Genomic DNA, 23,950 nt, shown 5'->3' on the forward strand with positions numbered 1-23,950 from the left:
GTGCTGTACATGATCGCGATGTGAACGCTGCGCTAAATATCCTTGCCCGATCGGGACATCGATCGCCTGCAGAGGGAATCTCCTCCCTTTAGGGAGGAGAGGATGTCAAAGCCCCGCTGGTACGACGACGAGAGAGTCATGCTCAGGCATTCGCCGTCTCCTGCCGCGCCCGGCGTGTGCTGGTATTGGCCTCCGGGTACACGGCGCGTTGGAATGGTTCGATGCCGATGCGGCCGACCACGTCGACAAAGCGCTCGGCTTCGCTGTCCCGATGCGACAGATAAGTCTCGATCAGCCGTTCCACCACATCCGGAACCTCCTCCTGGGCGAAGGACGGCCCGATGATGCGGCCGATGGCCGCGCCGCCGGCCGCTGCGCCATCCGTGCGGTCCTGCCCGTCGCCGCCGTTCTGCCGGCCACCGATGGTGATCTGGTACCAGGCCTCGCCGGCCTTGTCGACGCCCAGGATGCCGATGTGGCCGATATGGTGATGCCCGCAGGAATTGATGCAGCCCGAGATGTTCAGGTCCAGCTCGCCGATGTCATGCACATGGTCGAGATCGTCGAAGCGTTCCTGGATGGCCTGCGCCAGAGGGATCGAAACCGCATTGGCCAGCGAGCAGAAATCCCCGCCGGGGCAGGCGATGATGTTGGTGATCATGCCGATGTTTGGCGTGGCCAGCCCCGCGGCGTCCAGTCCCTGCCACAAGGCGTGGAGGCCGCTGCGACGTACGTCGGCAAGGATCAGGTTCTGCTCATGGGACACGCGCAGTTCACCAAAGCCGTGGCGCTCGGCCAGGTCGGCCATGATGTCCATCTGTGCGGCGGTGATATCGCCGGGCGCCTGGCCGGTTGCCTTCAGCGATGCCGTGACGGCCGCGTAGCCGGGCACCCGGTGCGGATGCACATTGCTTTTCAGCCAGCGACGGAAGGCTCGGTCGGTCCCGGCCAGTTCGGCCGCTGCATCCGGTTCGTCCGCGGCGGCGGGGTCATAAGGGGGCGTAGTGAAGCGCGCCGCGATCGACGCGACGAACGCTTCGGATACGGTGTCCGGGCCGCCGCGTATGCGTTGCCACTGTTCTTCCACCTGCGCTCGGAAGACCTCGGGGGTCAGGTCTTTCACCAGGATCTTGATGCGTGCCTTGTATTTGTTGTCGCGCCGGCCGTGCAGATTATAGACCCGCAGCGTGGCCTGCAGGTAGGTCAGCAGGTCTTGCCAGTGGATGAAAGGGTTGATCAGCTTGCCGACCATCGGGGTGCGTCCCATGCCGCCGCCAACCCAGACCTTGAAGCCGGTCTGGCCGTCCTGCTCGACCGCCTGCAGCCCGATGTCATGAACGCCGACCGCGGCCCGGTCCGTCTTCGCGCCGCTGATGGCGATCTTGAATTTGCGCGGCAGGAACGCGAATTCCGGATGCAGAATCGACCATTGCCTGACGATCTCGCACCACACCAGCGGATTCACCAGTTCGTCGGGGGCGATGCCGGCAAAGTGGTCGGTGGTGGTACTGCGGATGCAGTTGCCGCTGGTCTGGATGGCATGCATCTGGACCGTGGCCAGCTCCGCGAGGATGGCGGGTGCATCCTCCAGCCGGGGCCAGTTGAACTGCAGGTTCTGCCGCGTGCTGAAATGCCCGTAGCCGCGATCCCAGCGGCGCGCGATCTCCGCCAGCTTGCGCAACTGGCGTGACGACAGCATGCCATAGGGAATGGCCACGCGCAGCATGGGCGCATGACGCTGGATATACAGGCCGTTCTGCAGCCGCAGCACGCGGAACTCTTCCTCGCTGAGTTCGCCGGTCAGGAAGCGGCGCGTCTGGCCGGCAAACTGCACGACGCGCTCGTCGACGAGCTGCTGGTCAATGGCGTCATAGATGTACATGGTGGTAAGCCTCCTTGCGCGCGAGCGCTAGTCCTTTGCCCGTGCCCGTTCGATGGACATGTCGGTCGGCATCATGTTGAGATCGGCGTTGTGCATCACCCACAGTGACCCGGCTACGACGATGACGATCAGGAAGCCGGTGCAGGCAAAGATGGCGGTGTTGCCACGCTGGCCGGGACCGGTGCCGAGATGCAGGAAATACACGAGCTGCACCAGCAACTGGGCGACGCAAAGGCCCACAATCAGCGCGATCGCGGCTTGGGTCTGCAGGGCGCCTGCCATCACGGCGGCGAACGACGCCACGGTCAGCGCGACCGACAGCAGCAGCCCGATGGTGTAGCCGAGCACGCTGCCATGCACGGCCGCCTCGTCCGCGTGGACGGAATGAAGATGGGACGGCTTCATGCAAACTCCCGCAGGTAGACGAAGGTGAAGACGCAGATCCAGACCAGGTCCAGGAAGTGCCAGAACAGGCTGAGGCACGCCAGCCGGCGGCGCACGACGTCGTCCAGCCCGAAATGCCGGACCTGGTGGATCATCACGGCGAGCCAGAGCAGGCCGGACGTGACATGCAGCCCGTGCGTGCCGACCAGCGTGAAGAAGGCCGACAGATAGGCGCTGACGCCGGGACCCGCGCCTTCATGCAGCAGATGGGCGAACTCGTAGACCTCGATGACGATGAACAGCACCCCGAGCAGGAACGTCACCGTCAGCCAGCGAATCATCCGCGTCGCGGCCTTGGCGTCCTGCCTGAGCATGGCCAGGCCGAAGGTATAGCTGCTCAGCAGCAGCACCATGGTTTCGGCGAACACGAACGGCAGCTCGAACAACTGCCGCCCGCCGGGGCCTCCGGCGGTGTTCGCGGACAGCACGCCGAAGGTGGCGAACAGCACTGCGAAGATCAGGCAGTCGCTCATCAGGTAGAGCCAGAATCCCAGCGGGGTATGCGAGCCGGCCTCATGATGCTGGTGCGCTGGGTGGTGCGATGAGTGGTGTGCCAGGGTGTGTGCCTCCTCGGACACCGCGTGGCGCAGGGTAGGGGATAGGGTCGGATTCATAGTGTCAGGCAGCTTCCTGCAGTTGTGCATAGCGCGCGCGTTCGATCCGCTCCACTTCGGCGGCCGGCACGTAGTAGTCCACGTCGCGGTCATAGCTGCGCAGGATGAAGGTCGCGATCGCGCCGATCAGCCCAATCGCGGCAATCAGCCACATGTGCCAGACCAGCGCAAAGCACAGCAACAGCCCGAATGCGGACACGATGAAGCCTGCCGCGGTATTACGGGGCATGTGGATGTCCTCGTAGCGCGCAGGCTCCCGCCAGGCGCGGCCCGCCTCCTTGTCGTCCCAGTGCTGTTCCAGCGAGGTGATATGCGGCACGTGCGCGAAGTTGTAGAACGGCGCGGGCGACGCGGTCGACCACTCCAGGCTGCGGCCATCCCACGGGTCGCCGGTCAGGTCGCGGTTCTGCTTGCGGTCGCGGATGCTGACGGCCAGTTGCACCATCATCGCCAGGATGCCGGCACCGATCACGAACGCGCCAACCAGCGCCACCACCAGGTAAGGGTGCCAGTCGACGTTGGCATAGTGGTTCATGCGCCGGGTCATTCCCTTGAAGCCGAGCACGTACAGCGGCATAAAGGCCAGGAAGAAGCCGGTCAGCCAGCACCAGAAGGAGACCTTGCCCCAGAACTCGTTCAGCCTGAAGCCGAACACCTTGGGGAACCAGAAGCTAATTGCAGCCAGGCAGCCGAACAGCACGCCGCCAATGATCACGTTATGGAAATGCGCCACCAGGAACAGGCTGTTGTGCAGCACGAAGTCGGCGCCCGGCACCGCGAGCAGCACGCCGGTCATGCCACCGACGGCAAAGGTCACCATAAAGCCGATGGTCCACATGGTCGAGGTGTGGAAGCGGATCCGGCCCCGGTACATGGTGAACAGCCAGTTGAACAGCTTCACCCCGGTCGGGATCGAGATGATCGAGGTCATGATGCCGAAGAAGGCATTGACGTTCGCGCCCGAGCCCATGGTGAAGAAGTGGTGCAGCCAGACAAAGAACGACAGCACGCCGATCGACGAGGTGGCGTACACCATCGACTTGTAGCCGAACAGCGGTTTGCGCGGGAACGTGGCAATGATCTCGGAGAAGGCGCCGAACGCCGGCAGGATCAGCACGTAGACCTCCGGATGGCCCCAGATCCAGATCAGGTTCACGTACATCATGGCGTTGCCGCCGAGCTCATTGGTAAAGAAGTGCATGCCGAGATAGCGGTCGGCGGTGAGCAGGGCGAGCGTGGCGGTCAGTACCGGGAAGATCGCAACGATCAGGATGTTGGTGATCAGCGCAGTCCAGGTGAAGACCGGCATCTTCATCAGGTTCAGGCCCGGCGCGCGCATGCGCAGGATGGTGACGATGAAGTTGATGCCCGTCAGCGTGGTGCCAAGCCCCGATATCTGCAGAGACCAGATGTAGTAGTCAACGCCGGGCGTCGGGCTGTAGCCGAGCTCGGACAACGGCGGGTACGCGACCCAGCCGGTGGCAGCGAAATCGCCGACGAACATCGACAGCATCACCAATACCGCGCCCATCGCCGACATCCAGAAGCTCAGCGAGTTGACAAACGGAAAGGCGACGTCGCGCGCGCCGATCTGCAGTGGCACGATCACGTTCATCAGGCCCAGCACCAGCGGCGTGGCCACGAAGAAGATCATGATCACGCCGTGGGCGGTGAAGATCTGGTCGTAGTGGTGCGGCGGCAGGTATCCCGCGGCATCGCCATAGGCGATCGCCTGCTGCGCGCGCATCATGATGGCGTCGGCAAAGCCGCGCAGCAGCATCACCAGCGCCAGGATGATGTACATCACGCCGATCTTCTTGTGGTCGACGGAGCAGATCCATTCCTTCCACAGGTACTGCCACTTGCCGTAGTACGTGACGGCGCCCGTCAGTGCGGCGCCCAGCACGATCACGACGGCCAGTGTCCCCATGATGATCGGCTCATGAAGGGGGATGGCGTCGAGGTTGAGTTTTCCAAACATCTTCTTATTGCTCCATGCGGCCAGCAGGCGCCGTCGGCACGCGCTGGAAGGCCTGCAGAGATTCGGGGGATTCCGCGAGGCAGACCTGGCCGCCCGCCTGCATGTATTTGTCGACGACCTGCTCGAACAGCTTCGGCGCGACGGTGGCGTAGAGCGCGACCGGGTCCTTGCTGCTGGGCTGTTCCAGCGTGCGGTAGGTCTTCAGGTCAAGCGCCTGGGCCGAAGCGCGGGCAGACTGGATCCAGGCATCGAACGCCTCGCGCGAGGTTGCCAGGGTCTTGAAATGCATGTCCGAGAAGCCGGGGCCGCTGTAGGCGGCGGACTGACCAAGATAGGTGCCGGGCTGATCGGCGATCAGGTGCAGCCGCGTCTGCATTCCCGCCATGGCATAGACCATGCTGCCCAACTGCGGAATGAAGAACGAATTCATCATCGATTCCGCGGTGATCCGGAAATTGATCGGCGTGCCGACGGGAATTGCAAGCTGGTTGAGCGACGCGACGCCGTACTCGGGATAAATGAAAAGCCATTTCCAGTTCAGGGCGATCACGTCGACCTGGACCGGCTTGACCTGGGATTCCAGCGGCCGATAGGGATCGAGCTTGTGCGTCGAGTCCCAGATCAGCACTGCCAGGCTGGCCACGATCACGCAGGGAATGCCCCAGACCACGATCTCGATTTTGGTCGAGTGCGCCCATTTGGGGGCATAGGTGGCGCTGGTGTTGGTCTCGCGGTAGCGCCAGGCGAACCATAGCGTCAGCACGATCACCGGAATGACGACCATCAGCATGACGAACAGCGAGATCAGGATCAGCGATTTCTCCTGTTCGCCGACGCTGCCCTTTGGCGTTAGCAGCTCGAGATTGCAGCCGCCCAGCAGCGCACTGCCGACTGCTGTCAGCAAAAGCGCCGCGAGGCGGGATGACACATTTAAGGACTTGCGGGGAAGCGGGCCGTGTCGGTTCTTGTTTGCCGGCCCGGCAATAGGTTTGCGCATTTCGGACACCTTGGGTTACGCATCACCGAGGCATCCGCTCATCGGGATTTCCTGTGCGCGTTGTTTAGCGCCGCAGGGCCTCCGCGTGGGTTCAAAGACACGCCCGCGCAACGGTTGTATGGATTCTCGTGATGATGTCTGGCATGCTATAGCAAGACAAAACCCATACATGCGCGACTTTTTCAGCCATGGAACCCATACAACCAAGCGCGGTTGACCCGGTTTGGGATTTAAAGATCACCCGCACCGGCGGCGCCAGGTACCTGCAAATCGTCGAGTACATCGAGCGGGCGATTGCTGACGGGCGCCTGGTCGCCGGAGACCGGGTGCCACCGCAGCGCAGCCTGGCCAATGCGCTGGGTGTGGATCTGACGACCGTGACACGCGCCTATACCGAGTCGAAGCGGCGCCAACTGATCGGCCCGGGGCGCACTGGGGACCTTCGTTGCCGCACCCCGGGCCGAGCTCGCCCGGATCGTCGACATGAGCATGAACGTCCCGCCGCCGCCGGAGGGGCTCGACTTCCAGGATTTGTTGCGGCGCGGCTTGTCGCAGGTGCTGTTGCGCAGCGATCCGCATTTGCTGATGACCTATCAACTGGGTGGCGGCAGCGCATCCGACCGTGCGGCCGGTGCGCTGTGGCTGGCGCAGGTATTCGGACACATCGACACCGAACGGCTCGTGGTTTGTCCCGGCGCACAGACGGCGCTTGCCGCGTTGATCCTCACCCGCACTCGTCCCGGCGAGGCGATCGTGATGGAGCCGCTGGCTTACCCGGGCATCCGTGCCGCAGCGGCCATGCTGGGCCGGCGCGTCGTCGTTGCGAAGTGCGACGCGGACGGGATGATGCCCGACGCGCTGGAAGCCGCGATCGCCGAGGGCGCGACGCTGGCGTACCTGAATCCGACGGCGCAAAACCCGACCACGCATACCATGCCCGCTTCGCGCAGGGCGGAGATCGCCCGGATTGCGGAAAAATCAGACCTGACGTTGCTGGAAGACGATCCCTACTGGCTGCTGACGCCCGGGGCTCCGCCGCCGCTGGCGCATTTTGCGCCGACGCGGACGTACTACGTTTCAACGCTATCCAAGACGCTGAGCCCCGGGTTGCGCACGGCGTATGTGCTGCTACCAGCGGGAAGGCGCGGCGATGACCTGCTCGCTTCGCTGCGCGCCTTTAGTCTGATGTCGGCGCCAGTCACGGCAGCGCTGGCTACGCAATGGATACATGACGGGTCTGCACATCAACTACTCGACGGCATCCGTGCGGAGGCCATCGCGCGATGCGCAATGGCCGACCGGTTCTTGAGCGGAATCGGACAATTGCCCCCCAGTGCAATTCACGCATGGCACCGGCTGCCAGAGCAATGGTCCACGCATCAGCTCACCAAAGCGGCTTTGGCGGAAGACCTGCGGGTGACGCCTTCCGATGCTTTCTGGGAAGGCCACAATCCGCCGAATGCCATCCGCATTTCGTTAGGTGGTGCCCAGGACCGGACGCAGCTGACACAGGCCTTGCGCAAACTCGCGGCATTGCTGGAGCGCAAGCCGGCTCCGGAAGCCGGAATGGTGGTGTGAGCCGCAACGGATGCCAGTGCGATCCGGCTAACGGCGCGCAAGGAAAAAACCGCGCCAAGAGCCGAGGCCTTTGGCGCGCTCAGGATGCCTGACGCAAGCCGCCGCCGCTGGCAAACGCACTCCTCTCCCGCAAGCGGGCCGCAGCTTGGTGCGGCAAGCCACGCTTCCGCACCCGTTACCCGCCCGGACGCCACGGCAAAGGCCATAGAATCTGTGCCATATCGCGCGCCATTGGCCAGATCTGTTCGCTGTCATGGCATGCGTTCGCTGCGCACGCGGTGGCACCCGGCAGGCGGATCGCCCGCAGGGGATGAGCAACAGCCGGCTAACGGCATGGAACAAAGCGATGAGCATGTCGAATGTGATTGCCGATGCCGCGACCAAGCCTGCCCGGCCGACTGCCAACCCCGGCCGTCAAGGGGATCCTGCCCACCATGCCGGTCCTGAGGCGCCAGCCGCGCTCGGGCCCGCTCCTTCCGTCAGGCAGATCCCTGACATCGACGTCGGGGGCGATGCGGCGCAACGCCAGTACCGCCAGCACTGCAATACCGCCAGTATTCCGCTGTTCAGCCAGGCGTGGTGGCTGGACGCCACCGCCGGACCCGCCCACTGGGGCGCTGCCGTGGTGGAGCGCGGTGGCCAGGTGGTCGCAAGCCTGCCTTATGCCCTCCGGCGCATGTACGGGTTCTCCGTGATTGCCCAGCCAGGGCTGGCCAAGATGGCCGGGCCGTGGCTGGCACCGATGGACGGAAAGCCGGCGAGGGTGCTCGGCCAGCAGAAGGAGTTGATGGACGAACTGATTGCGCGGCTGCCGCGGTTCGACCATTTCCAGCAGCACTGGGATCCCGGCCAGACCAACTGGCTGCCCTTTGCCTGGAAGGGATTCCGCCAGACCACCAAGTACACGTACGTGCTTGATGACCTGTCGGATACGGAAGCGCTCTGGCATGGCATGCAGCACAACATCCGGGCCGAAATCCGTAAGGCGGGCTCCCGCCATGGTCTGCAGGTGCGCGACGACCTTGGGATCGACGAGTTCCTCCAGCTGAACCGGCAGGTCTTCACCCGGCAACGCATGCGGTTGCCATATACCGACGACTACGTGCGCCGCCTTGACGCTGCATGCGCGGCGCGAGGGGTCCGCAAGATCTTCATTGCCGTGGATAAAACGGGCCGCCGTCATGCAGGCGTCTATCTGGTCTGGAACGGGCAAGTCGCCTATTACCTGATGGGCGGCTCGGACCCGACGCTGCGCACCAGCGGCGCGACCAGCCTGTGCATGTGGGAGGCCATTCGCTTTGCCTCGGGCGTGGCGCGCACGTTTGACTTCGAAGGGTCGATGCTGGAGCCGGTCGAGCGCTTCTTCCGGGCCTTCGGCGCCAGGCAGCAGCCTTACTTCTTTATCCAGAAGACCCCCTCACGCATACTGCTGACCTACCTGTTCCTGCGTTCGCTGCGCAATCCCTGAGCAAGCGCCGGTCGCGGTGATGGCTCCCGCGACGGCGTTCCGGGCGCGCCTTGCGCTCAGGCCCGCTTCGCCGTGCAGCCGTACTGGCCGAGGTAGCGGTACTTGCCGTAGTGATAGTGCGAGCGGTACCAGCGGCCTTCGACGTTGAGCCCGTTGAACAGCACGCCCTTGACCTCGGCACCCGCCTGGCGCAGCGCCCGTTGGGCGGCCAGCAGTTCGCCCACGGTGGTCGTTTCCGCACGCGCCACCAGGAACACGGCGCCGGCCTTGCCGGCGAGTATGCCGGCGGTGGCGACGGCCAGCACAGGGGGCGTGTCGATCAGGACCAGGTCATAGCGCGAACGCAGTGCTTCGAGCAGGGCGTCCATGCGGGGGGTCTGCAGGATGTCGGCCACGTTCGGTGCCTCCGTGCCGGTCGCGATGAAATCCAGCCCCGGCGCCACCTGGCACCGCAGTGCCTGGTCCAGCGGCGTGCCCGTCAGCACGTCGGTCAGGCCGGGGCTGCGCGGCAGGGCGAAGCGATGATGCAGGCCACCGCGGTGCAGGTCGGCATCGATCAGCACCACGCGGCGTCCGCTGGCGGCGATGGCGGCAAAGTTCGCACAGATAAAGGACTTGCCGACGCCAGGTGACGGGCCGCTGATCACCACTACGCGATTGTCGCTGCCAGCCAGCGCGAACTGCAGCGCGGTGCGGAAGGTACGCAGGCTCTCCATGGCAGGGTCATCAGGCTGCAGGCACGCCAGCAGTCCGGCCTCGTCCTTGCCCGAGGACTGCAACTGCGCCTGCTGCGGGCTGAAGCGGATAGTCGAATAGACGATCATGCCTGTGTGCCGCTCCACCTCGTCGGCGTCGACGAAGCCCCCGACCAGCGCGTGGCGCACGATGGTTACCAGCATGCCCGCCAGCAGGCCGAGTACCACGGACAGGCCGGCGAGCAAGCGGCGGTTGGGACTCTGCGGATGGACCGGCACGTCGGCGGGATCGACCAGGCGCGCGGTGCCGACCTTGCTGGCCTGGATTAGCCTGAGCCGCTGCATGTCTTTGAGCACGGACTGCAGCATCTCCGTACCGACCTTGACGTCGCGCAGCAGGCGCAGCACGTTCTGCTCGACGTCGGGCAGTTTCCGGATGCGCTGGGTGACACCATTGAGCTGTGCGTTCAGGCTGGCGATCTGGCCATCGATGGTCGCCAGTGGGGGGTGGTTGCCAGTGAAGCGCGCGGCCAGCTCCTGCCGCTGCTGGCGCAGCTCCTGCAGCCGGGTCTGGAGCTGCACCGACTGCGCCAGGATCAGCCTGGATTCCTCGCTCAGGTCGATGGTGCCGCGCTGGCCGCGCATCGCGTTGTAGCGGGTTTCGGCTGCCTCGACCTGCTGGCGCAGCTGGGGCAACTGCTGCTCCAGGAAGGTGAGCGATGTCTCCGCTTCGGCGGCCTTGCGTCGAACGTTCTGGTCGACATACGCGCTGGCGATCTCGTTGAGGATGGCCGCGGCCAGTGTCGGTGAGCGCCCTTGCAGGGAGACGGCGATCACGCCGCTCTGCTTGCCGCGTTCGGAGATCATCAGCTGTTCTTGCAGCGCGGCAATGGCGGTGGCGCGCGGCAGGCGGCGCAGCACAAACCGGCTGCCGGCGCGGCCATCGAGCCGGCTGACCAGCAGATGCACCGTTCCGCGTGCGGTAGCAAGCGTTAGTGGCAAGCCGACGGTGCCGGTCCCCCTGGCATCGTCGCCGTCAAGGCTGATTCGGTACTGATTGCCGCCCAGCGCGGTCAGGTAGATGCTGCTTCCCTCCCTCTGCGGCGGTACTTCGAGCCGGGACACGCTGACCGACTCCTTGCCCCACGCGAAGCCGCCCCAGCCGAACAGGCCGGGTTCGGACAAGCCGGGATTGAAGGCGGCGATGCCGCGGCCGATCAACGGGAAATAGCGTGCCGTGGCCTCGATATCGAGGTGCAGGTTGTCGACCGCCTTGCTTACCACCATCCGCGACCGCAGCAGTTCAATCTCCGCACTCGCAGCCGGCTTTGCGTCGAATACCGGCAAGATGCTGGCCGCCAGCGCGCCGGCGCGGTTGCCATCGGTGTCTTCCACCTGCACCATGATGTCGGTGCGATAGACGGGTTCGGCGAGGAATGCATGGACCAACCCGATACAGATGACCATGCCGGCCACGGCGAGAAAGGTCGTGCGGTAGCGCACCAGCACATCGACACAGGAGGTCAGGTCGACCGGTTTGCCGCCGTCGTCCCAGGTATCCGGAACGTTGTCATGCATGTTGGCTGCTTTCATGTTCCTCTCCTGTGACGATGGCTGGCGCTATACCCCTCTGTTCACAGGTCCCCGATACCAGCATCCTAGGAAGCGATGCCTGCGGCATCGGTGCGCCCACGCACATTGATTGCAAAGGGTAATCGTCAGTCTCGCTGCGTTACCCGTGTCCCTGACGATATGTGTGCGCCACAACAATGGCCACGTTTCCGGCTGTCGGGACGCCCCTACAATCGGAGCACAGATCATCCGTCCGGCGCGGTCACTGCGTTGCCAGTCGGACCTGCTCTGCCTCTTCGAACTCACCACAACAAGGCAGTCCCACCATGTCGAGCCCAATCGCCAAAGACCTCATCAACCGGATCAAGAACAGGGAATCCATTATCGGCATCGTCGGCCTGGGTTATGTCGGGCTGCCCCTGATGTTGCGCTACTGTGCCATCGGGTTCCGCGTGCTGGGCATCGACATCGACGAGAGCAAGGTTCGCAAGCTCAACGCCGGCCACAGCTATATCGAGCATATTCCCGCTCGCAGCATCGCGCGGGCCCGCGAGACCGGCTTCGAAGCGACCACGGATTTCGAGCGCGCAGGGGAGTGCGACGCCCTCATCCTGTGCGTGCCGACGCCGCTGAACAAGTATCGCGAACCCGATATGAGTTTTGTCATCAATACGGTGGACGCGATCAAGAAGTACCTGCGCCCCGGACAGGTCGTGTCGCTGGAGAGCACCACCTACCCCGGCACGACGGAGGAGGAATTGCTGCCGCGCGTGGAAGAGGGCGGGCTGGAGGTCGGCAGCAATATCTTCCTGGTTTACTCGCCGGAGCGCGAAGATCCGGGCAACGGCAAGTTCGAGACCCGCAGCATTCCCAAGATCGTCGGCGGCCAGACACCGGTCTGCCGCGAGGTCGGCATGGCGCTGTATGAAGCGGCGATCGACCGCGTGGTGCCGGTCAGCTCGACCAAGGCGGCCGAGATGACCAAGCTGCTCGAGAACATCCATCGCGCCGTCAACATCGGCCTGGTCAACGAAATGAAAATCGTGGCCACGCGGATGGGGATCGATATCTTCGAAGTGGTCGATGCCGCTTCCACCAAGCCATTCGGCTTCACCCCGTACTACCCGGGGCCGGGCCTGGGCGGGCACTGCATTCCCATCGATCCCTTCTACCTGACCTGGAAGGCCCGCGAGTACGGCTTGCATACCCGCTTCATCGAATTGTCGGGCGAAGTCAACAAGGCCATGCCGGACTATGTGGTCGGCCGGCTGATGGAGGGGCTGAACCAGCAGGGCAAGGCGCTCAAGGGCTGCCGGGTGCTGGTGCTGGGCATTGCCTACAAGAAGAATGTCGATGACATGCGCGAGTCGCCCGCTGTCGAGATCATGGAACTGGTCCGCGCCCGTGGTGCGACGGTTGCCTACAGCGATCCGCACGTTCCGGTGTTTCCCAAGATGCGCGAACACCATTTCGATCTGTCGAGCGTGCCGGTCGACGGCGAATCGCTCGGCGCCTTCGACGCCGTGGTGCTGGCCACCGACCACGACAGCTTCGACTACCTGCTGATCCGCCAGCATGCGAAGCTGCTGGTCGACAGCCGCGGCAGGTATCGCGCGCCGCAGGCGAATATCGTCAAGGCCTGAGCACAGGGGAGCGTTCGTGAAACGATTCGCACTGATCGGCGCGGCCGGCTATATTGCGCCACGCCACATGACCGCCATCAGGGATACCGGCAACGCGCTGGTGTCGGCCTACGACATCAATGATTCGGTGGGCATCATCGACAGCATCTCGCCGCAGAGCGAGTTCTTCACCGAGTTCGAGCGCTTCTATGACCATGCCTGGCGCCTGCGGCGCGAGCCAGCCGCGGCGCTGGACTACGTCGCCATCTGTTCGCCGAACTACCTGCACCAGCCGCATGTCTCGGCCGGCCTGCGCCTGGGTTGCGATGTGATCTGCGAGAAGCCGCTGGTCCCCACGCCCGAGTTGCTCGATGAACTGGCCCTGGTGGAACGAGAGACTGGCAGGCGCGTGTTCAACATCCTGCAGCTGCGCCACCACCAGGCCATCCTCGACCTGAAGGACAAGGTTGCGCGCGAGCGCAACGGGCACAAGCACGAGGTCGAGCTGACCTACATCACCTCGCGCGGCAAGTGGTATATGGAGAGCTGGAAGGGCGACCCGCGCAGATCGTTCGGCCTGGCCACGAATATCGGCGTGCATTTCTACGACATGCTGCACTTCATCTTCGGCAGGCTGCAGCGCAATGTGGTGCACCACAGCGCGGACGAGAAGGCGTCGGGCTACCTCGAGTACGAGAATGCGCGCGTGCGCTGGTTCCTCTCCATCGATGCCGGCGACCTGCCCGCCGCGGTGAAGGGCCGGAAGCCGACCTATCGCTCGATCACCGTGGACGGCGCCGGGATCGAGTTCTCGGAAGGCTTTACCGACCTGCACACGGTCAGCTACCGCGAGATACTCGCGGGCCGGGGCTACGGACTGGACGACGCGCGCCACTGCGTGGAGACGGTCAACACGATCCGCTCGGCACGCGCGGTGGCACCCCGCGACGATGAAGGCCACCCTTTCCTGCAGCCACTGCTTGCCTGAGGTCCTGATGATGACATGCCAGATTCATCCCTCCGCCATCGTCGACGAAGGCGCGCAGATCGGCCCGGAATCGCGCGTCTGGCATTTCGTCCATGTCTGCGCCGGCGCGCGCATCGGCAGGCAATGCTCGCTCGGCCAGAACGTGTTTATCGGCAACCGTGTCGTCATCGGTGACAACGTCAAGGTGCAGAACAACGTCTCCGTATACGACAACGTCACGCTGGAAGATGGCGTCTTCTGCGGCCCCAGCATGGTGTTCACCAATGTCTATAACCCGCGCTCGCTGATCGAGCGCAAGAACGAGTACCGCGACACGCTGGTGAAGCGCGGCGCGACGCTGGGCGCCAACTGCACCATCGTCTGCGGCGTCACGATCGGCGAATACGCCTTCGTCGGCGCCGGCGCCGTCGTCAACAAGAATGTGCCGGCCTACGCGCTGATGGTGGGCGTGCCCGCCCGCCAGATCGGCTGGATGAGTGAATTCGGCGAGCAGCTCGACCTGCCGGTGCGCGGCGAGGGCGAGGCCGTCTGCCCGCATAGCGGGCAACGCTACGTGCTGGATGGCGCCACGCTGCGCAAGGCTGTTGCCTGAGGCCGCTGTCTGTGGCCGCTGTTGAGGCCGTGCCAGGCCTGCCCGAATGCCGTCCGCAGGGGAACCCGCCATGATCGAGTTTATCGACCTCAAAGCCCAGCAAGCCCGCATCAAGTTCAGGATCAATGCCGGCATCGAGCGGGTGCTCGCGCACGGTCAGTACATCCTGGGCCCGGAGGTCGAGGAACTGGAGCAGCGGCTGGCGGACTATACCGGCGCGCGGCATTGCATCAGCTGCGCCAACGGTACGGACGCGCTGCAGATTGCGCAGATGGCGCTGGGCATCGGCGCCGGCGATGAGGTCATCATGCCCGGCTTTACCTACATCGCCACCGCCGAGACCGTCGCGCTGCTGGGCGCGAAGCCAGTCTATGCGGACGTGGATCCGCGCACCTGTAACCTGGATCCGGCGGCGCTCGAAGCCGCTGTCACCAGCCGCACCAGGGCCATCGTCCCGGTCAGCCTGTATGGCCAGTGCGCCGACTTCGACGCCATCAACGCCATTGCCGCGCGCCACGGCATCCCGGTCATCGAGGACGCCGCGCAGAGCTTCGGCGCCTCCTACAAGGGCCGCAGCAGCTGCAATCTGTCGACCATCGCCTGTACCAGCTTCTTCCCCAGCAAGCCGCTGGGCTGCTACGGCGACGGCGGGGCGATCTTCACCAACGACGACGAACTGGCCCGGACGATGCGCCAGATCGCCCGTCACGGCCAGGACCGGCGCTACCACCATGTGCGGGTGGGCGTGAACAGCCGGCTGGATACGTTGCAGGCGGCCATCCTGCTGGCGAAGCTGTCGATCTTCGACGAGGAGGTGGCGTTGCGCCAGCAAGTCGCCGCGCGGTATGACGAACTGTTCCGCCACGGCGGGCTGGTGGCCACGCCGCATGTCGAACCGCACAACCGCAGCGTGTATGCGCAGTACACGATCCGCGTCCCCGATCGCGATGCCGTGCAGGACCAGCTCAAGGCCGCCGGGATACCCACCGTTGTGCACTATCCGCTGCCGCTGAACCGGCAGCCCGCAGTGGCCGCCAGCCAGGCCCACCTGCCGGTCGGCGATGCATTGGCGCAGCAGGTGTTGAGCCTGCCGATGCATCCTTATCTCGACCGGGCCAGCCAGCAGGCCATCTGCTCGGCCATCCTGCAACTTGTCATGCGCCAGCCAGAGCGAGTGGTGCCTTGAACAAGCAAGCACTTGCCACGGAGCCGGACACGGCGGCCAGGCCCGGTGCGGGCCGGGGTGTCGGCGTGCTGGTCAGCGGCCAGGCCGCCGCCCAGGTACTCACGCTGGCAGTGGCGCCGATCCTGACGCGCCTCTATACGCCGCAGGATTTTGGCGCCGTGGCGGTCTTTGCCGGCCTGCTGGCATTCTTTGGCGTAGTCGCCTGCCTGCGCTACGACCTGTCGATCGCGCTGCCCGCCAGCGATCGCGATGCCGAGAACCTGGTGGCCCTGTGCCTGCTGTGCATTGCGGCCACGACCGCGCTATGCATGCTCGGCGTGTTGCTGTTCGGCGATTCGCTGATCCTGGCCCTGAACTGGTCCGTCGACGCCAGCACGCTCTGGCTGCTTCCCTTCGGCGTGGCTTCGGCCGGCCTCTTCACGGTGATCGAGAGATGGATGGTCAGGCAGCAGTACTTCGGCCAGCTGGCACAGGCCCGGCTGCTGCGGTCCGTGATCGCGAACGCGGTCCAGCTGGCAGGCCACGGACTCGGTGCCCTGGCCTTGATGGGCGGAACGGTGATCGGCCATGGCACCGGCGGGCTGTTCTGGGCGGTCCGGGAAATCCGGCGCCGGGGGTGCGGCAACATCAGGCTGGTGCGGATCGTTGCCCTTGCGCGCCGCTACAAGGACTTTCCGCTGTTCTCCACCTGGACGGCCACCTTCAATGTGGCGGGCGTGCACCTGGTGCCGCTGATCTTCTCGGCGTTGTTCGGCGCTGCCGTGGTCGGCCACTTTGCCTTTGCGCTGCGCATGGTGTCGGCGCCGATCACGCTGATCGGCGCCGCGATCGGCAGCGTCTTCTTCGCCCAGGCCCCGGCCGCGCTGCGCGCCGGGCGCCTGCCCGAGGCGGCCGAGGCGCTGCGCCGCAAGCTGGCCAGCGCCGGTATCCCGGCGCTGGTGCTGCTGATCTGCGCCGGGCCCGACCTGTTCGCCGCCGTCTTCGGTGAGAACTGGCGCATGGCCGGCCACTATGCGCGCTGGATGGCACCCTGGGTCTATTTCCAGTTCCAGTTCTCGCCGCTGTCCTGCCTGCCCGATGTGATGGAGCTGCAGAAGATGGAACTGACCGCGCAGTTCAGCACCTTCGCCGTTCGTCTTGCCACGCTGGCCTTGTGCTACGGCTTCAGTGTCCCGGCGGATCCGAGCATTGCCGTGTTCTCGGTGGTGAGCGCCGTTGCCTATCTCGGGATGCTGACCCTGTTCATGTCGCGCGTGGGGGTAGGGCTCAGGGCCATGCTGGCGCACGATGCGAGGCAGATCCTCATTTTCTGCGCCCTGGCGCTGCCGTCGATACTGCTGTTCAGCGGCGCACCCGACTGGCGCTCCCTTGCCAGCGCGATTTACTTCCTGGCGCTTTCGGCGGTCTGGATGCGGCGCACGCTGGGCGCGAAGCGCCCCGAAACCGCCCAGGCATGAAAGTGCGACAACGATGGATACAAGAAGTGCGGAGTGACAAGTGCAGATTCCTAACGTAGCCCACCTCACATCGGTTCATCCCCGCTACGATGATCGCATCTTCCTCAAGCTGTGCCGCAGCCTGGCGGCCAACGGCTATCGGGTCTCGCTGGTGGTGGCCGACGGCAATGGCGATGAACGCCGCGATGGGGTTTCCATCGCCGATGTCGGCAACTTGCCGGGGCGCGTGAACCGCGTTGTCAGGACCACCGCGCGCGTGCTGCAGCGGGCGATCATGCTAGATGCCGATCTCTACCACCTGCATGACCCCGAGCTGATTCCCGTTGGCCTGAGACTGAAGCGGATGGGTAAGCGCGTCATCTATGACTCGCATGAGGATGTGCCCAAGCAATTGCTCACCAAGCCCTACCTGGGGCCGCGGCGGTTACGGGCGCTGGCGGGTGCCTTTTCCCTCTACGAGAAGCGCGCCTGTCGCAAATTCGACGGCATCGTGGCGGCCACGCCCTATATCCGGGACCAGTTCCTGCCAGTCAATCCGCGCACGGTCGACATCAACAATTTCCCCATCCTGGGCGAACTCGGGGGTCCCGTGGACTGGGAAGCAAAAGGCGCGGAAATCTGCTATCTCGGCGGCATCAGCGCAAGCCGCGGTATCCGCGAGACCGTCACGGCGCTGGAGTTGATGCAGTCCCCGGCGCGGCTGAACCTGGCTGGCCGGTTCGGCGACCAGGCGCTGGAGTCAGAGGTCAGGGCGGCCAACGGCTGGTCCCGCGTCAACGATCTCGGGTATCTCGACCGGGCCGGGGTGCGGACGGTGCTGGCGCGGTCGGTGGCTGGCCTGGTGACGCTCCACCCGATTATCAATTTCCTCGATGCGTTGCCGGTGAAGATGTTCGAGTACATGGCAGCGGGGATCCCGCCCATCGCCTCCAATTTTCCGCTCTGGCGCCAGATCGTCGAGGAAAGCGACAGCGGCATCTGCGTGGACCCGCTGGATCCGAAAGCGATCGCCGATGCCGTCGACCACCTTGTGACGCACCCGCATGAGGCGCGCCGCATGGGCGAGAACGGCCGCCGCGCGGTGGTCAGCAAATACAACTGGGCGAGGGAGCAAGACAAGCTGCTGCATTTCTACGACCGGATGCTGGCGTGAAATACGCAGGCAGTCCGTGCAGGGCGTCCCACGCGTGCCCGCGGCGTCATGCGGTGGCGATGGGGATTTCCGTCCGAAATGACGGTTAACAGGGCAGGCAGCAGGGCCATCATGAAGCATAGCCACCTCACATTCTGCGCCAGCGTAGTCTTCGTCACGCTCTTTCCGGGCTACTTTTTCTATCACACCGCGGTGGCCGGCGCCTTCTTTCCGCCGGTGCTGGGCGGCTTTTTCGGTCCCATGTCGGTGGCGCTCGGCGTCCCGCTGGTCCTGCTCAGCTTCATTGCGCTGATGGTGGGGCGCGAGCGCACGTTGTTCATCGACCAGGCTTTCGTGGTGTATCTGCTTTTTGTCACGGCATGGTCGAGCCTGCATTTTCTGTTGGGTACGGGCGTGCAGGCGTCCTTCGCCTTTTATATGTACAACCTCAGCACGCTCTTCCTGTGGCTGGTGGTCTATCTGGCGGTACGAGGCCTCGACCTGAACGAGAAGTGGCTGCGCTGGACCCTGTCTCTTTCGCTGCTTTACTTCCTGGTGATCGCTGCATCGCACTCGGATGGGCAGTTCTACGATGCCGAGCGGATCGCCGGTGATGCCGTGCGGGTTTCTGGCTATCAGGGGTTGGCCCGTTCTGCCACCGTTGTCGCACTGGTGCTGCTCGCACTGAACCGTGGCTGGCGTGCCGCGCTGATTGCAGTGGTCACGGTACCGCTATTGTTCCTGCTGGGGGCGCGGACCGAGTTCATGGCATTCCTCGTGGTGGCCGCCATTCTTTTCGGGGTCCGGGAAGGCGCATCCCGTACCACGCTGATCTGGCTTCCGCTGGGCATTGTCAGCGTCGCCTATGTGGCGATCAGTTTCCAGGTCTTCGAAGGCAGCTCGCGCATCCTGCAGCTTCTGGAGATCAAGGAATCCACTTCCTATCAGGCAAGAAGCGAATTGCTGCGCTATGCCATCAAGACCATCGGGGAGCATCCGCTGCTCGGCAGCTATGCCTCGCAGATGTACATCGGCGAGATGGGGAGCTATGCCCACAACGCGCTTTCCGCCTGGGTCAGCTACGGGCTGGTGGGCTTCCTGGGCTTCGTACTGCTGCTGGGCTATGCCCTGGTGCAGTCGGCCCGGCTCGCCAGGAAGGGCTACGCGGGGGATCCGCAGGTGGCGCTGGCGCTGGCGTTCAGCCTCTATGCGGTGACGCTGGCGGCTACCGCCAAATCCGTCAATGACCCGATTTTCGCGCTGGCATGGGGCGCAACAGCATGCGCACTGGACAAACGCAGGCGCGCGGGCACAGCACCACTGACCGGCAGGGGAGCGCGGCCATGAAGCAGGAATGGCTCACGCCAATCCAGGCGCCTCGCTCCGAACGACACCGTCCGTCCGACGGCTGATCGCCTTTTGCATAATGTCGGGCCTGCCAGGGATCCACTAGTCTGCGGATAAGGCAAGACCCGTACATCGACAATGGCTATTCATCGATGACTGAGGCATATGGACATCAATCAGCAAAAATACAGGGAGCTCTGCGACACTGAGCGCTCAATCCCGTTCTCCAGCCAGGCCTGGTGGCTGGACGCCACGGTCGGGGCTGACGGGTGGAGTGCTGTCCTGGTGGAGCGGGCAGGGAAGGTGATCGCGGCAATGCCCTATGTCAAGAAAACCAAATACGGTTTTGTCATTCTGACCCAGCCTCCCGCCGGCCATGGATTGGGTCCATGGCTGGCGTGCAAGGACGCAAAGCCGACAAAACTGCTGAGCCAGCAGAAAGAGCTGATGACCAGCCTGATCGAGCAATTGCCCAGGTTCGATCATTTCGTGCAGGCCTGGCATTACACCGATACCAACTGGCTGCCTTTCTTCTGGAAAGGCTACCGGCAGACCACGCGATATACCTACGTGCTGCCGGACCTCAGTGACGAGGCAAAGCTCTGGAGCGCCCTGCAGCCCACGGTGAAACAGGACATCCGCAAAGCGACGGATCGCTTCAATCTGCGCGTACGCGACGCCGACAGTATTGATGAATTCCTGCCGCTGAACCGCAATGTCGGCACCGACCCGAAATGGCGGCGAGGCTATTCCGACGCCGTCGCCAGGCGAATCGATGCCGCCTGCAAGGAGCGCGGGCAGCGCAAGATATTCATCGTCGAGGACGAGCTCGGACGGCCTCACTACAGCGCTTATCTGGTATGGGATGCGCAGAGCGCCTACGGCCTGATGGGGGGCGCAAACCGGGACATGCCGCCCAATACCGGGGCCGGCAGCTACTGCATATGGGAGACGATCCGGTTCGCCTCGACGGTAACCCGGATCTATGATTTTTCAGGTTCCATGTTGGAATCGGTGGAACGTTTCTTCCGGGGGTTCGGTGCTGTCCAGAGACCCTATTTCCTGATTTCGAAGACACCATCCAGGATGCTTTCCCTGTATCAGCTCATGCGGTCCCGATAGCCGGCCCGCAAAGGAAGCGAAGGGCCTGCGCCCGGACCAGGAGGGGCTGGCATGAGGCCGGACCAGAGATACGCCCGCCGCCGTCTTGCGCCAGCAGTGCTGGCCGCCCTTGGTGTGGCCGGACTGCTGGCCTGTACCGTACCGGCGGCGCAGGCGCAATCCGCCGGCGCGACGCCCGCGGCGATGGACTGCGGTGGCACGCTGGAGGGCGCTGTCTGGCGCCGCTGGGACGAAGGCGGCCTCGCCTTCGTGCAACAGCAGCTGATCGCGCAACGGCTGGTGACGGAAGGCGACACCTACGCGCTATACCATTTCGAGATCTACTTTCACAACTTGCTGGCCATGGCACAACGTTGCCAGCGGATCGCCCGGCAGGCCCAGCTCGCCGGGCTGGTCGGCAGCACCTACGCGCAACTGGCACCGGCGCCCGGCAACCAGCCAGGACGCGCATGGATATGCCGCGGTGGTCCCGAGTGCAGCCACAGCATCCGGCTGCGCAATACGGAGGTGATGCTTAACAGCACCCAGTTCCTCGCCTTCGCCAGCAGCCTTGCCAATGGCATGAGCCGCGCCGTCCGGACCGCGGTTCCCGGCGATTTCGTCGAGCAGACCGCGCGCATCGCGCGCGAGCACCTTGAGCGCTGGAACGCGCCCGCGGCGCAGGACGCGTTGCGCAAGCGGATCGCCGCCAGGCCGGAGGATGTGAAGGACAGCTCGTCCAGGTTGTTCCTGACCGACCGGGATCTGTGGCAGATCGCGATCTACGCAGACCTGGCCGGCATGCTGGCCACGCGGCCCCGGCTTGCCCTGGCGGCGGGCGTGGACGAGGCCGGCTTCGCCGCGATGAAGGCGCACCTGGACTTGCTGTTGCGCCTGCTGGCGGCGCGTATCACCGTACAGGTGCTTCCCCACGCGGAGGGCAAGGCCGGCAAGAGCGTCACGGTGGCCGACCTCGACGCGGGATTCTGGCGGCTCTATGACGACAACCGGTACGCGGGCTACACCGGGCGCGACAAGCCGGTGGCATGCAAGCGCGATCCGGCCAGGCCCCAGGTGTTCACGGTGCAGACGCATATCCATGCAGAACGCTTCGCGCCGGTCGCCAACATCGGCTGGGACATCAGCCACGCGCGGCGGCTGGTGCATGTCTTTGATGCCATCGAGCGCAATCGCGCAGCGATGGCGCAAGTCTTCGGCATCGCCCCGGCGGGCTTGCCCTCGCAGGACACGATAGGGGCCTTTGCGCGCCAGATGCGGGTTCACGTGTGGAACCAGGACCGGGCGCGCCCGCTGTTCACCAACTATTTCAGCGGCGCCAATGGCTGGTATCGGGTGAACTACGACAACGGCACCGGCAATTGCGCGGAGGGCTTTCCGCCCTACGGCCTGGTGGAATCCTTCCCCACTGGTGGCTTTGCGACATGGCCAGGACTGCATGCGCTGGGGGCGCGCTTGTACGAACTGACGCAGTCGGCGCGCGAAGAAGACCGGGATTTCATTGCGGCGCATTACCCGGGCCTTGGCGGACAGCACGGCGACAGCAGGCGCATGCTTGCCGAGCTGATGTTCTGGCCGACGCTGGTTCGCCGTCACGGCGCGCGCTGAAGGACGAAGCCGCAGGCGGGACCGCGGCGTGCCGATGCGGCGGCGTGTCAGTGGGCGATCACCGCCTGGTACAGCTCGCGCTCATCGGCATTGCCCAGCGAAGAGTTATGCCACAACATCGTGAAGCAACCGTTCACTGCCTTGCAGGCGTCCTTCAGTTCGCGGAATTTCTTCCAGGCTGCCTCGCCGGTTCCCAGCCCCATATAGCCGATGAGGGTGCCTTCCATCGCGATCAGCGGGCGGATGCGCAAGTTCAGGGCTTTTCCTGCGACCGGATCGAAGGCCGGGTACTCGAAGCAGGTTCCGCAGCGGAATCCCGCATGGTCGGCGTAGCTGAGCGTGCTGTCGTAGGTCATGCCCGCCTGCTCCCAGCCCAGCATGGTGGTCGGGTGCTCCCAGCGCAGGTAGTGCATGCGGCCGCCCCACACGTCCTGTTCGATCTTCTCCTCGTCGCATATCCGCCGCAGCCGCTCTGCCTCCGCCTGGACCGCGGCCGGGGCCCGATAGGTATTGAAGCTCGGGTGCAGGCCGATTTCGTGGCCGCGGGCATGGATGCGCTGCATCAGTGCGCGGATGGCGGGATGCTCGGGCTCGTAGTCGGCATCCTTGCCGGGATCGGTGCGGCCGCAGATGAAATAGAAGGCGCTGACCAGCCCATGACGCTCGGAAACATCCATGATCCAGTCGAAGGTATTGACCCGGTCGGTCGGATGCAGCGCGGTCCGCGTCCTGATCCGTATGGCCGGGGCCTGCAGCACGCTCTTCACGTCGCGGCGTATCAGTATGTCGCCGGCCATGCGGCGGACCATTCTCGCCGCCGAACCAAAACCATAGCGGCTGGGCACATCCACGTCATGCGACACCTTCATGCTGGCGCGCAACTGCCTCAGCTGCAGTCCGGGCCATTGGCGGGTGATCACCTGGCCAAGGATATGCAGCCACTCATCCACGACCGGCCGCTCCAGATAGCCATGCCTGCAGGCATGCGAGGCGCTGGCCGGAAAGCGTTGGTAGTGGTCGAGGTCGGTGCGGCCGACCTCCTCCTGGCGCGACAACATCCAGTAGCACAGGCCCAGGATGTCATAGTGAAGCCGATGGCCGCTTGGACTCGCCTCGATCAGCGGCGACGGCGCGCGCGCCAGGCCTGGCGCCGGCAAGGGCCCGGGCAGGACCGGCTGCCAGCCTTCGGCAAGCGCATCCCAGGTCGTGAAGGCGAGTGCCGAGTCCGCGCGCCTGAAGGTGCCAGGGTCCGCGGCAATCTCGATCGAGCCGTGGCCGGATCCGGCAAGGCTCACGCGGACAAAGCGCGCGTCAGTCCCTTGCAACTGAAAGTCATGGCCGAAGCGCTCCGCGAGAATGCGCTGCAGCCAGCAGAGGGTTTCCTGATCCATATGCCTCATGGAGAGTTCCAGAGTGAATACGCCATCGTTGCGCGGGTCCGGAAAATTATCCGAAGCCGGTACTGCGCCCGCAATGGCACTGGGTGCGACGCCCAACGCAAGGCCGATACATTGAACTGTCGAAGCCGTCGTGCATGGCTACGTGCGCCGCCGCGCGCAGTGTGGGTTCAGCCCATTTGATTACACACAAGTCAGTCACCCAGTTCTCGTGCGTACCTGAGGCCGGCGGCGAAATCCATCACTCGCTGCAGTCCTTGCCAGATGGTCT

The 23,950-nt window shown here is 64.6% G+C and carries 17 protein-coding genes and 1 pseudogene; 11 read left to right on the top strand and 7 right to left on the bottom strand.

Annotated features, from left to right (window positions below):
- Positions 1-142: 142 nt before the first annotated feature.
- Genes AB1I47_RS29805 through cyoA form a run of 5 tightly spaced genes read right to left on the bottom strand, consistent with a single transcriptional unit; the run spans position 143 to position 5,918 of the window.
- Entirely contained in the window at positions 143-1,882 is a 1,740-nt protein-coding gene (locus AB1I47_RS29805; protein WP_354687284.1) for a nitrite/sulfite reductase, read from the bottom strand.
- Between the two features lie 27 nt (positions 1,883-1,909).
- Positions 1,910-2,287, bottom strand: a complete 378-nt coding sequence (gene cyoD / locus AB1I47_RS29810; protein WP_354687285.1) for a cytochrome o ubiquinol oxidase subunit IV — start codon at positions 2,285-2,287, stop codon at positions 1,910-1,912.
- Positions 2,284-2,940 (bottom strand): cytochrome o ubiquinol oxidase subunit III, encoded by a 657-nt coding sequence (gene cyoC, locus AB1I47_RS29815; protein ID WP_354687286.1) that lies wholly within the window; start codon positions 2,938-2,940, stop codon positions 2,284-2,286. Before cyoC ends, cyoD begins: the two co-directional genes overlap by 4 nt.
- A 4-nt stretch (positions 2,941-2,944) precedes the next feature.
- Positions 2,945-4,921 (bottom strand): cytochrome o ubiquinol oxidase subunit I, encoded by a 1,977-nt coding sequence (gene cyoB, locus AB1I47_RS29820; RefSeq protein WP_354687287.1) that lies wholly within the window; start codon positions 4,919-4,921, stop codon positions 2,945-2,947.
- A 4-nt stretch (positions 4,922-4,925) separates the two neighbouring features.
- Complete coding sequence (cyoA, locus tag AB1I47_RS29825; protein WP_354687299.1) at positions 4,926-5,918, bottom strand: ubiquinol oxidase subunit II; 993 nt, start codon at positions 5,916-5,918, stop codon at positions 4,926-4,928.
- Positions 5,919-6,106: 188 nt separating this feature from the next.
- On the opposite strand from cyoA, the pseudogene AB1I47_RS29830 reads away from it, so the two are divergent.
- Positions 6,107-7,496, top strand: a pseudogene (locus tag AB1I47_RS29830) (aminotransferase-like domain-containing protein).
- Between the two features lie 346 nt (positions 7,497-7,842).
- A complete protein-coding gene (locus AB1I47_RS29835; RefSeq protein ID WP_354687288.1) occupies positions 7,843-8,964 on the top strand; it encodes a GNAT family N-acetyltransferase in 1,122 nt (373 codons plus the stop codon).
- A gap of 56 nt (positions 8,965-9,020) precedes the next feature.
- On the opposite strand, the gene AB1I47_RS29840 is transcribed toward AB1I47_RS29835, so the two are convergent.
- Positions 9,021-11,252 carry a polysaccharide biosynthesis tyrosine autokinase gene (locus AB1I47_RS29840; protein WP_354687289.1) on the bottom strand — a complete coding sequence of 744 codons (2,232 nt, stop codon included), beginning with the start codon at positions 11,250-11,252 and terminating at the stop codon, positions 9,021-9,023.
- A gap of 305 nt (positions 11,253-11,557) precedes the next feature.
- On the opposite strand from AB1I47_RS29840, the gene wbpA reads away from it, so the two are divergent.
- The 9 genes from wbpA (at position 11,558) to AB1I47_RS29885 (ending at position 22,282) form a co-directional block, all read left to right on the top strand.
- Positions 11,558-12,874: a UDP-N-acetyl-D-glucosamine 6-dehydrogenase gene (gene wbpA, locus AB1I47_RS29845; protein ID WP_354687290.1), complete on the top strand. Its 1,317-nt coding sequence runs from the start codon at positions 11,558-11,560 to the stop codon at positions 12,872-12,874.
- Between the two features lie 16 nt (positions 12,875-12,890).
- Entirely contained in the window at positions 12,891-13,841 is a 951-nt protein-coding gene (locus tag AB1I47_RS29850; protein ID WP_354687291.1) for a Gfo/Idh/MocA family protein, read from the top strand.
- Between the two features lie 10 nt (positions 13,842-13,851).
- Complete coding sequence (wbpD, locus tag AB1I47_RS29855) at positions 13,852-14,433, top strand: UDP-2-acetamido-3-amino-2,3-dideoxy-D-glucuronate N-acetyltransferase (protein WP_354687300.1); 582 nt, start codon at positions 13,852-13,854, stop codon at positions 14,431-14,433.
- A 70-nt stretch (positions 14,434-14,503) separates the two neighbouring features.
- The gene (locus AB1I47_RS29860; RefSeq protein ID WP_354687292.1) at positions 14,504-15,619 is read left to right on the top strand and encodes a DegT/DnrJ/EryC1/StrS family aminotransferase; all 1,116 of its coding nucleotides are present in this window, start codon (positions 14,504-14,506) and stop codon (positions 15,617-15,619) included.
- A complete protein-coding gene (locus AB1I47_RS29865) occupies positions 15,616-17,076 on the top strand; it encodes a lipopolysaccharide biosynthesis protein (RefSeq protein ID WP_354687293.1) in 1,461 nt (486 codons plus the stop codon). The genes AB1I47_RS29860 and AB1I47_RS29865 overlap by 4 nt, the downstream gene beginning before the upstream one ends.
- A 40-nt stretch (positions 17,077-17,116) precedes the next feature.
- Positions 17,117-18,229, top strand: coding sequence for a glycosyltransferase family 4 protein (locus AB1I47_RS29870; RefSeq protein WP_354687294.1), 1,113 nt, complete (start codon positions 17,117-17,119; stop codon positions 18,227-18,229).
- A 111-nt stretch (positions 18,230-18,340) separates the two neighbouring features.
- Positions 18,341-19,555, top strand: coding sequence for an O-antigen ligase family protein (locus AB1I47_RS29875; RefSeq protein ID WP_354687295.1), 1,215 nt, complete (start codon positions 18,341-18,343; stop codon positions 19,553-19,555).
- A gap of 165 nt (positions 19,556-19,720) precedes the next feature.
- On the top strand, positions 19,721-20,677 hold the full coding sequence (locus AB1I47_RS29880; RefSeq protein ID WP_354687296.1) for a GNAT family N-acetyltransferase: 957 nt from the start codon (positions 19,721-19,723) through the stop codon (positions 20,675-20,677).
- A gap of 51 nt (positions 20,678-20,728) precedes the next feature.
- The gene (locus AB1I47_RS29885) at positions 20,729-22,282 is read left to right on the top strand and encodes a hypothetical protein (RefSeq protein WP_354687297.1); all 1,554 of its coding nucleotides are present in this window, start codon (positions 20,729-20,731) and stop codon (positions 22,280-22,282) included.
- Positions 22,283-22,329: 47 nt separating this feature from the next.
- Here the strand turns inward: AB1I47_RS29885 and AB1I47_RS29890 are convergent, their stop codons facing one another.
- Positions 22,330-23,682, bottom strand: a complete 1,353-nt coding sequence (locus AB1I47_RS29890; protein ID WP_354687298.1) for a polysaccharide deacetylase family protein — start codon at positions 23,680-23,682, stop codon at positions 22,330-22,332.
- Positions 23,683-23,950 lie beyond the last annotated feature (268 nt).

The sequence above is a fragment of the Cupriavidus necator genome, assembly GCF_040578825.1.
GTDB classification, from domain to species: domain Bacteria; phylum Pseudomonadota; class Gammaproteobacteria; order Burkholderiales; family Burkholderiaceae; genus Cupriavidus; species Cupriavidus necator_E.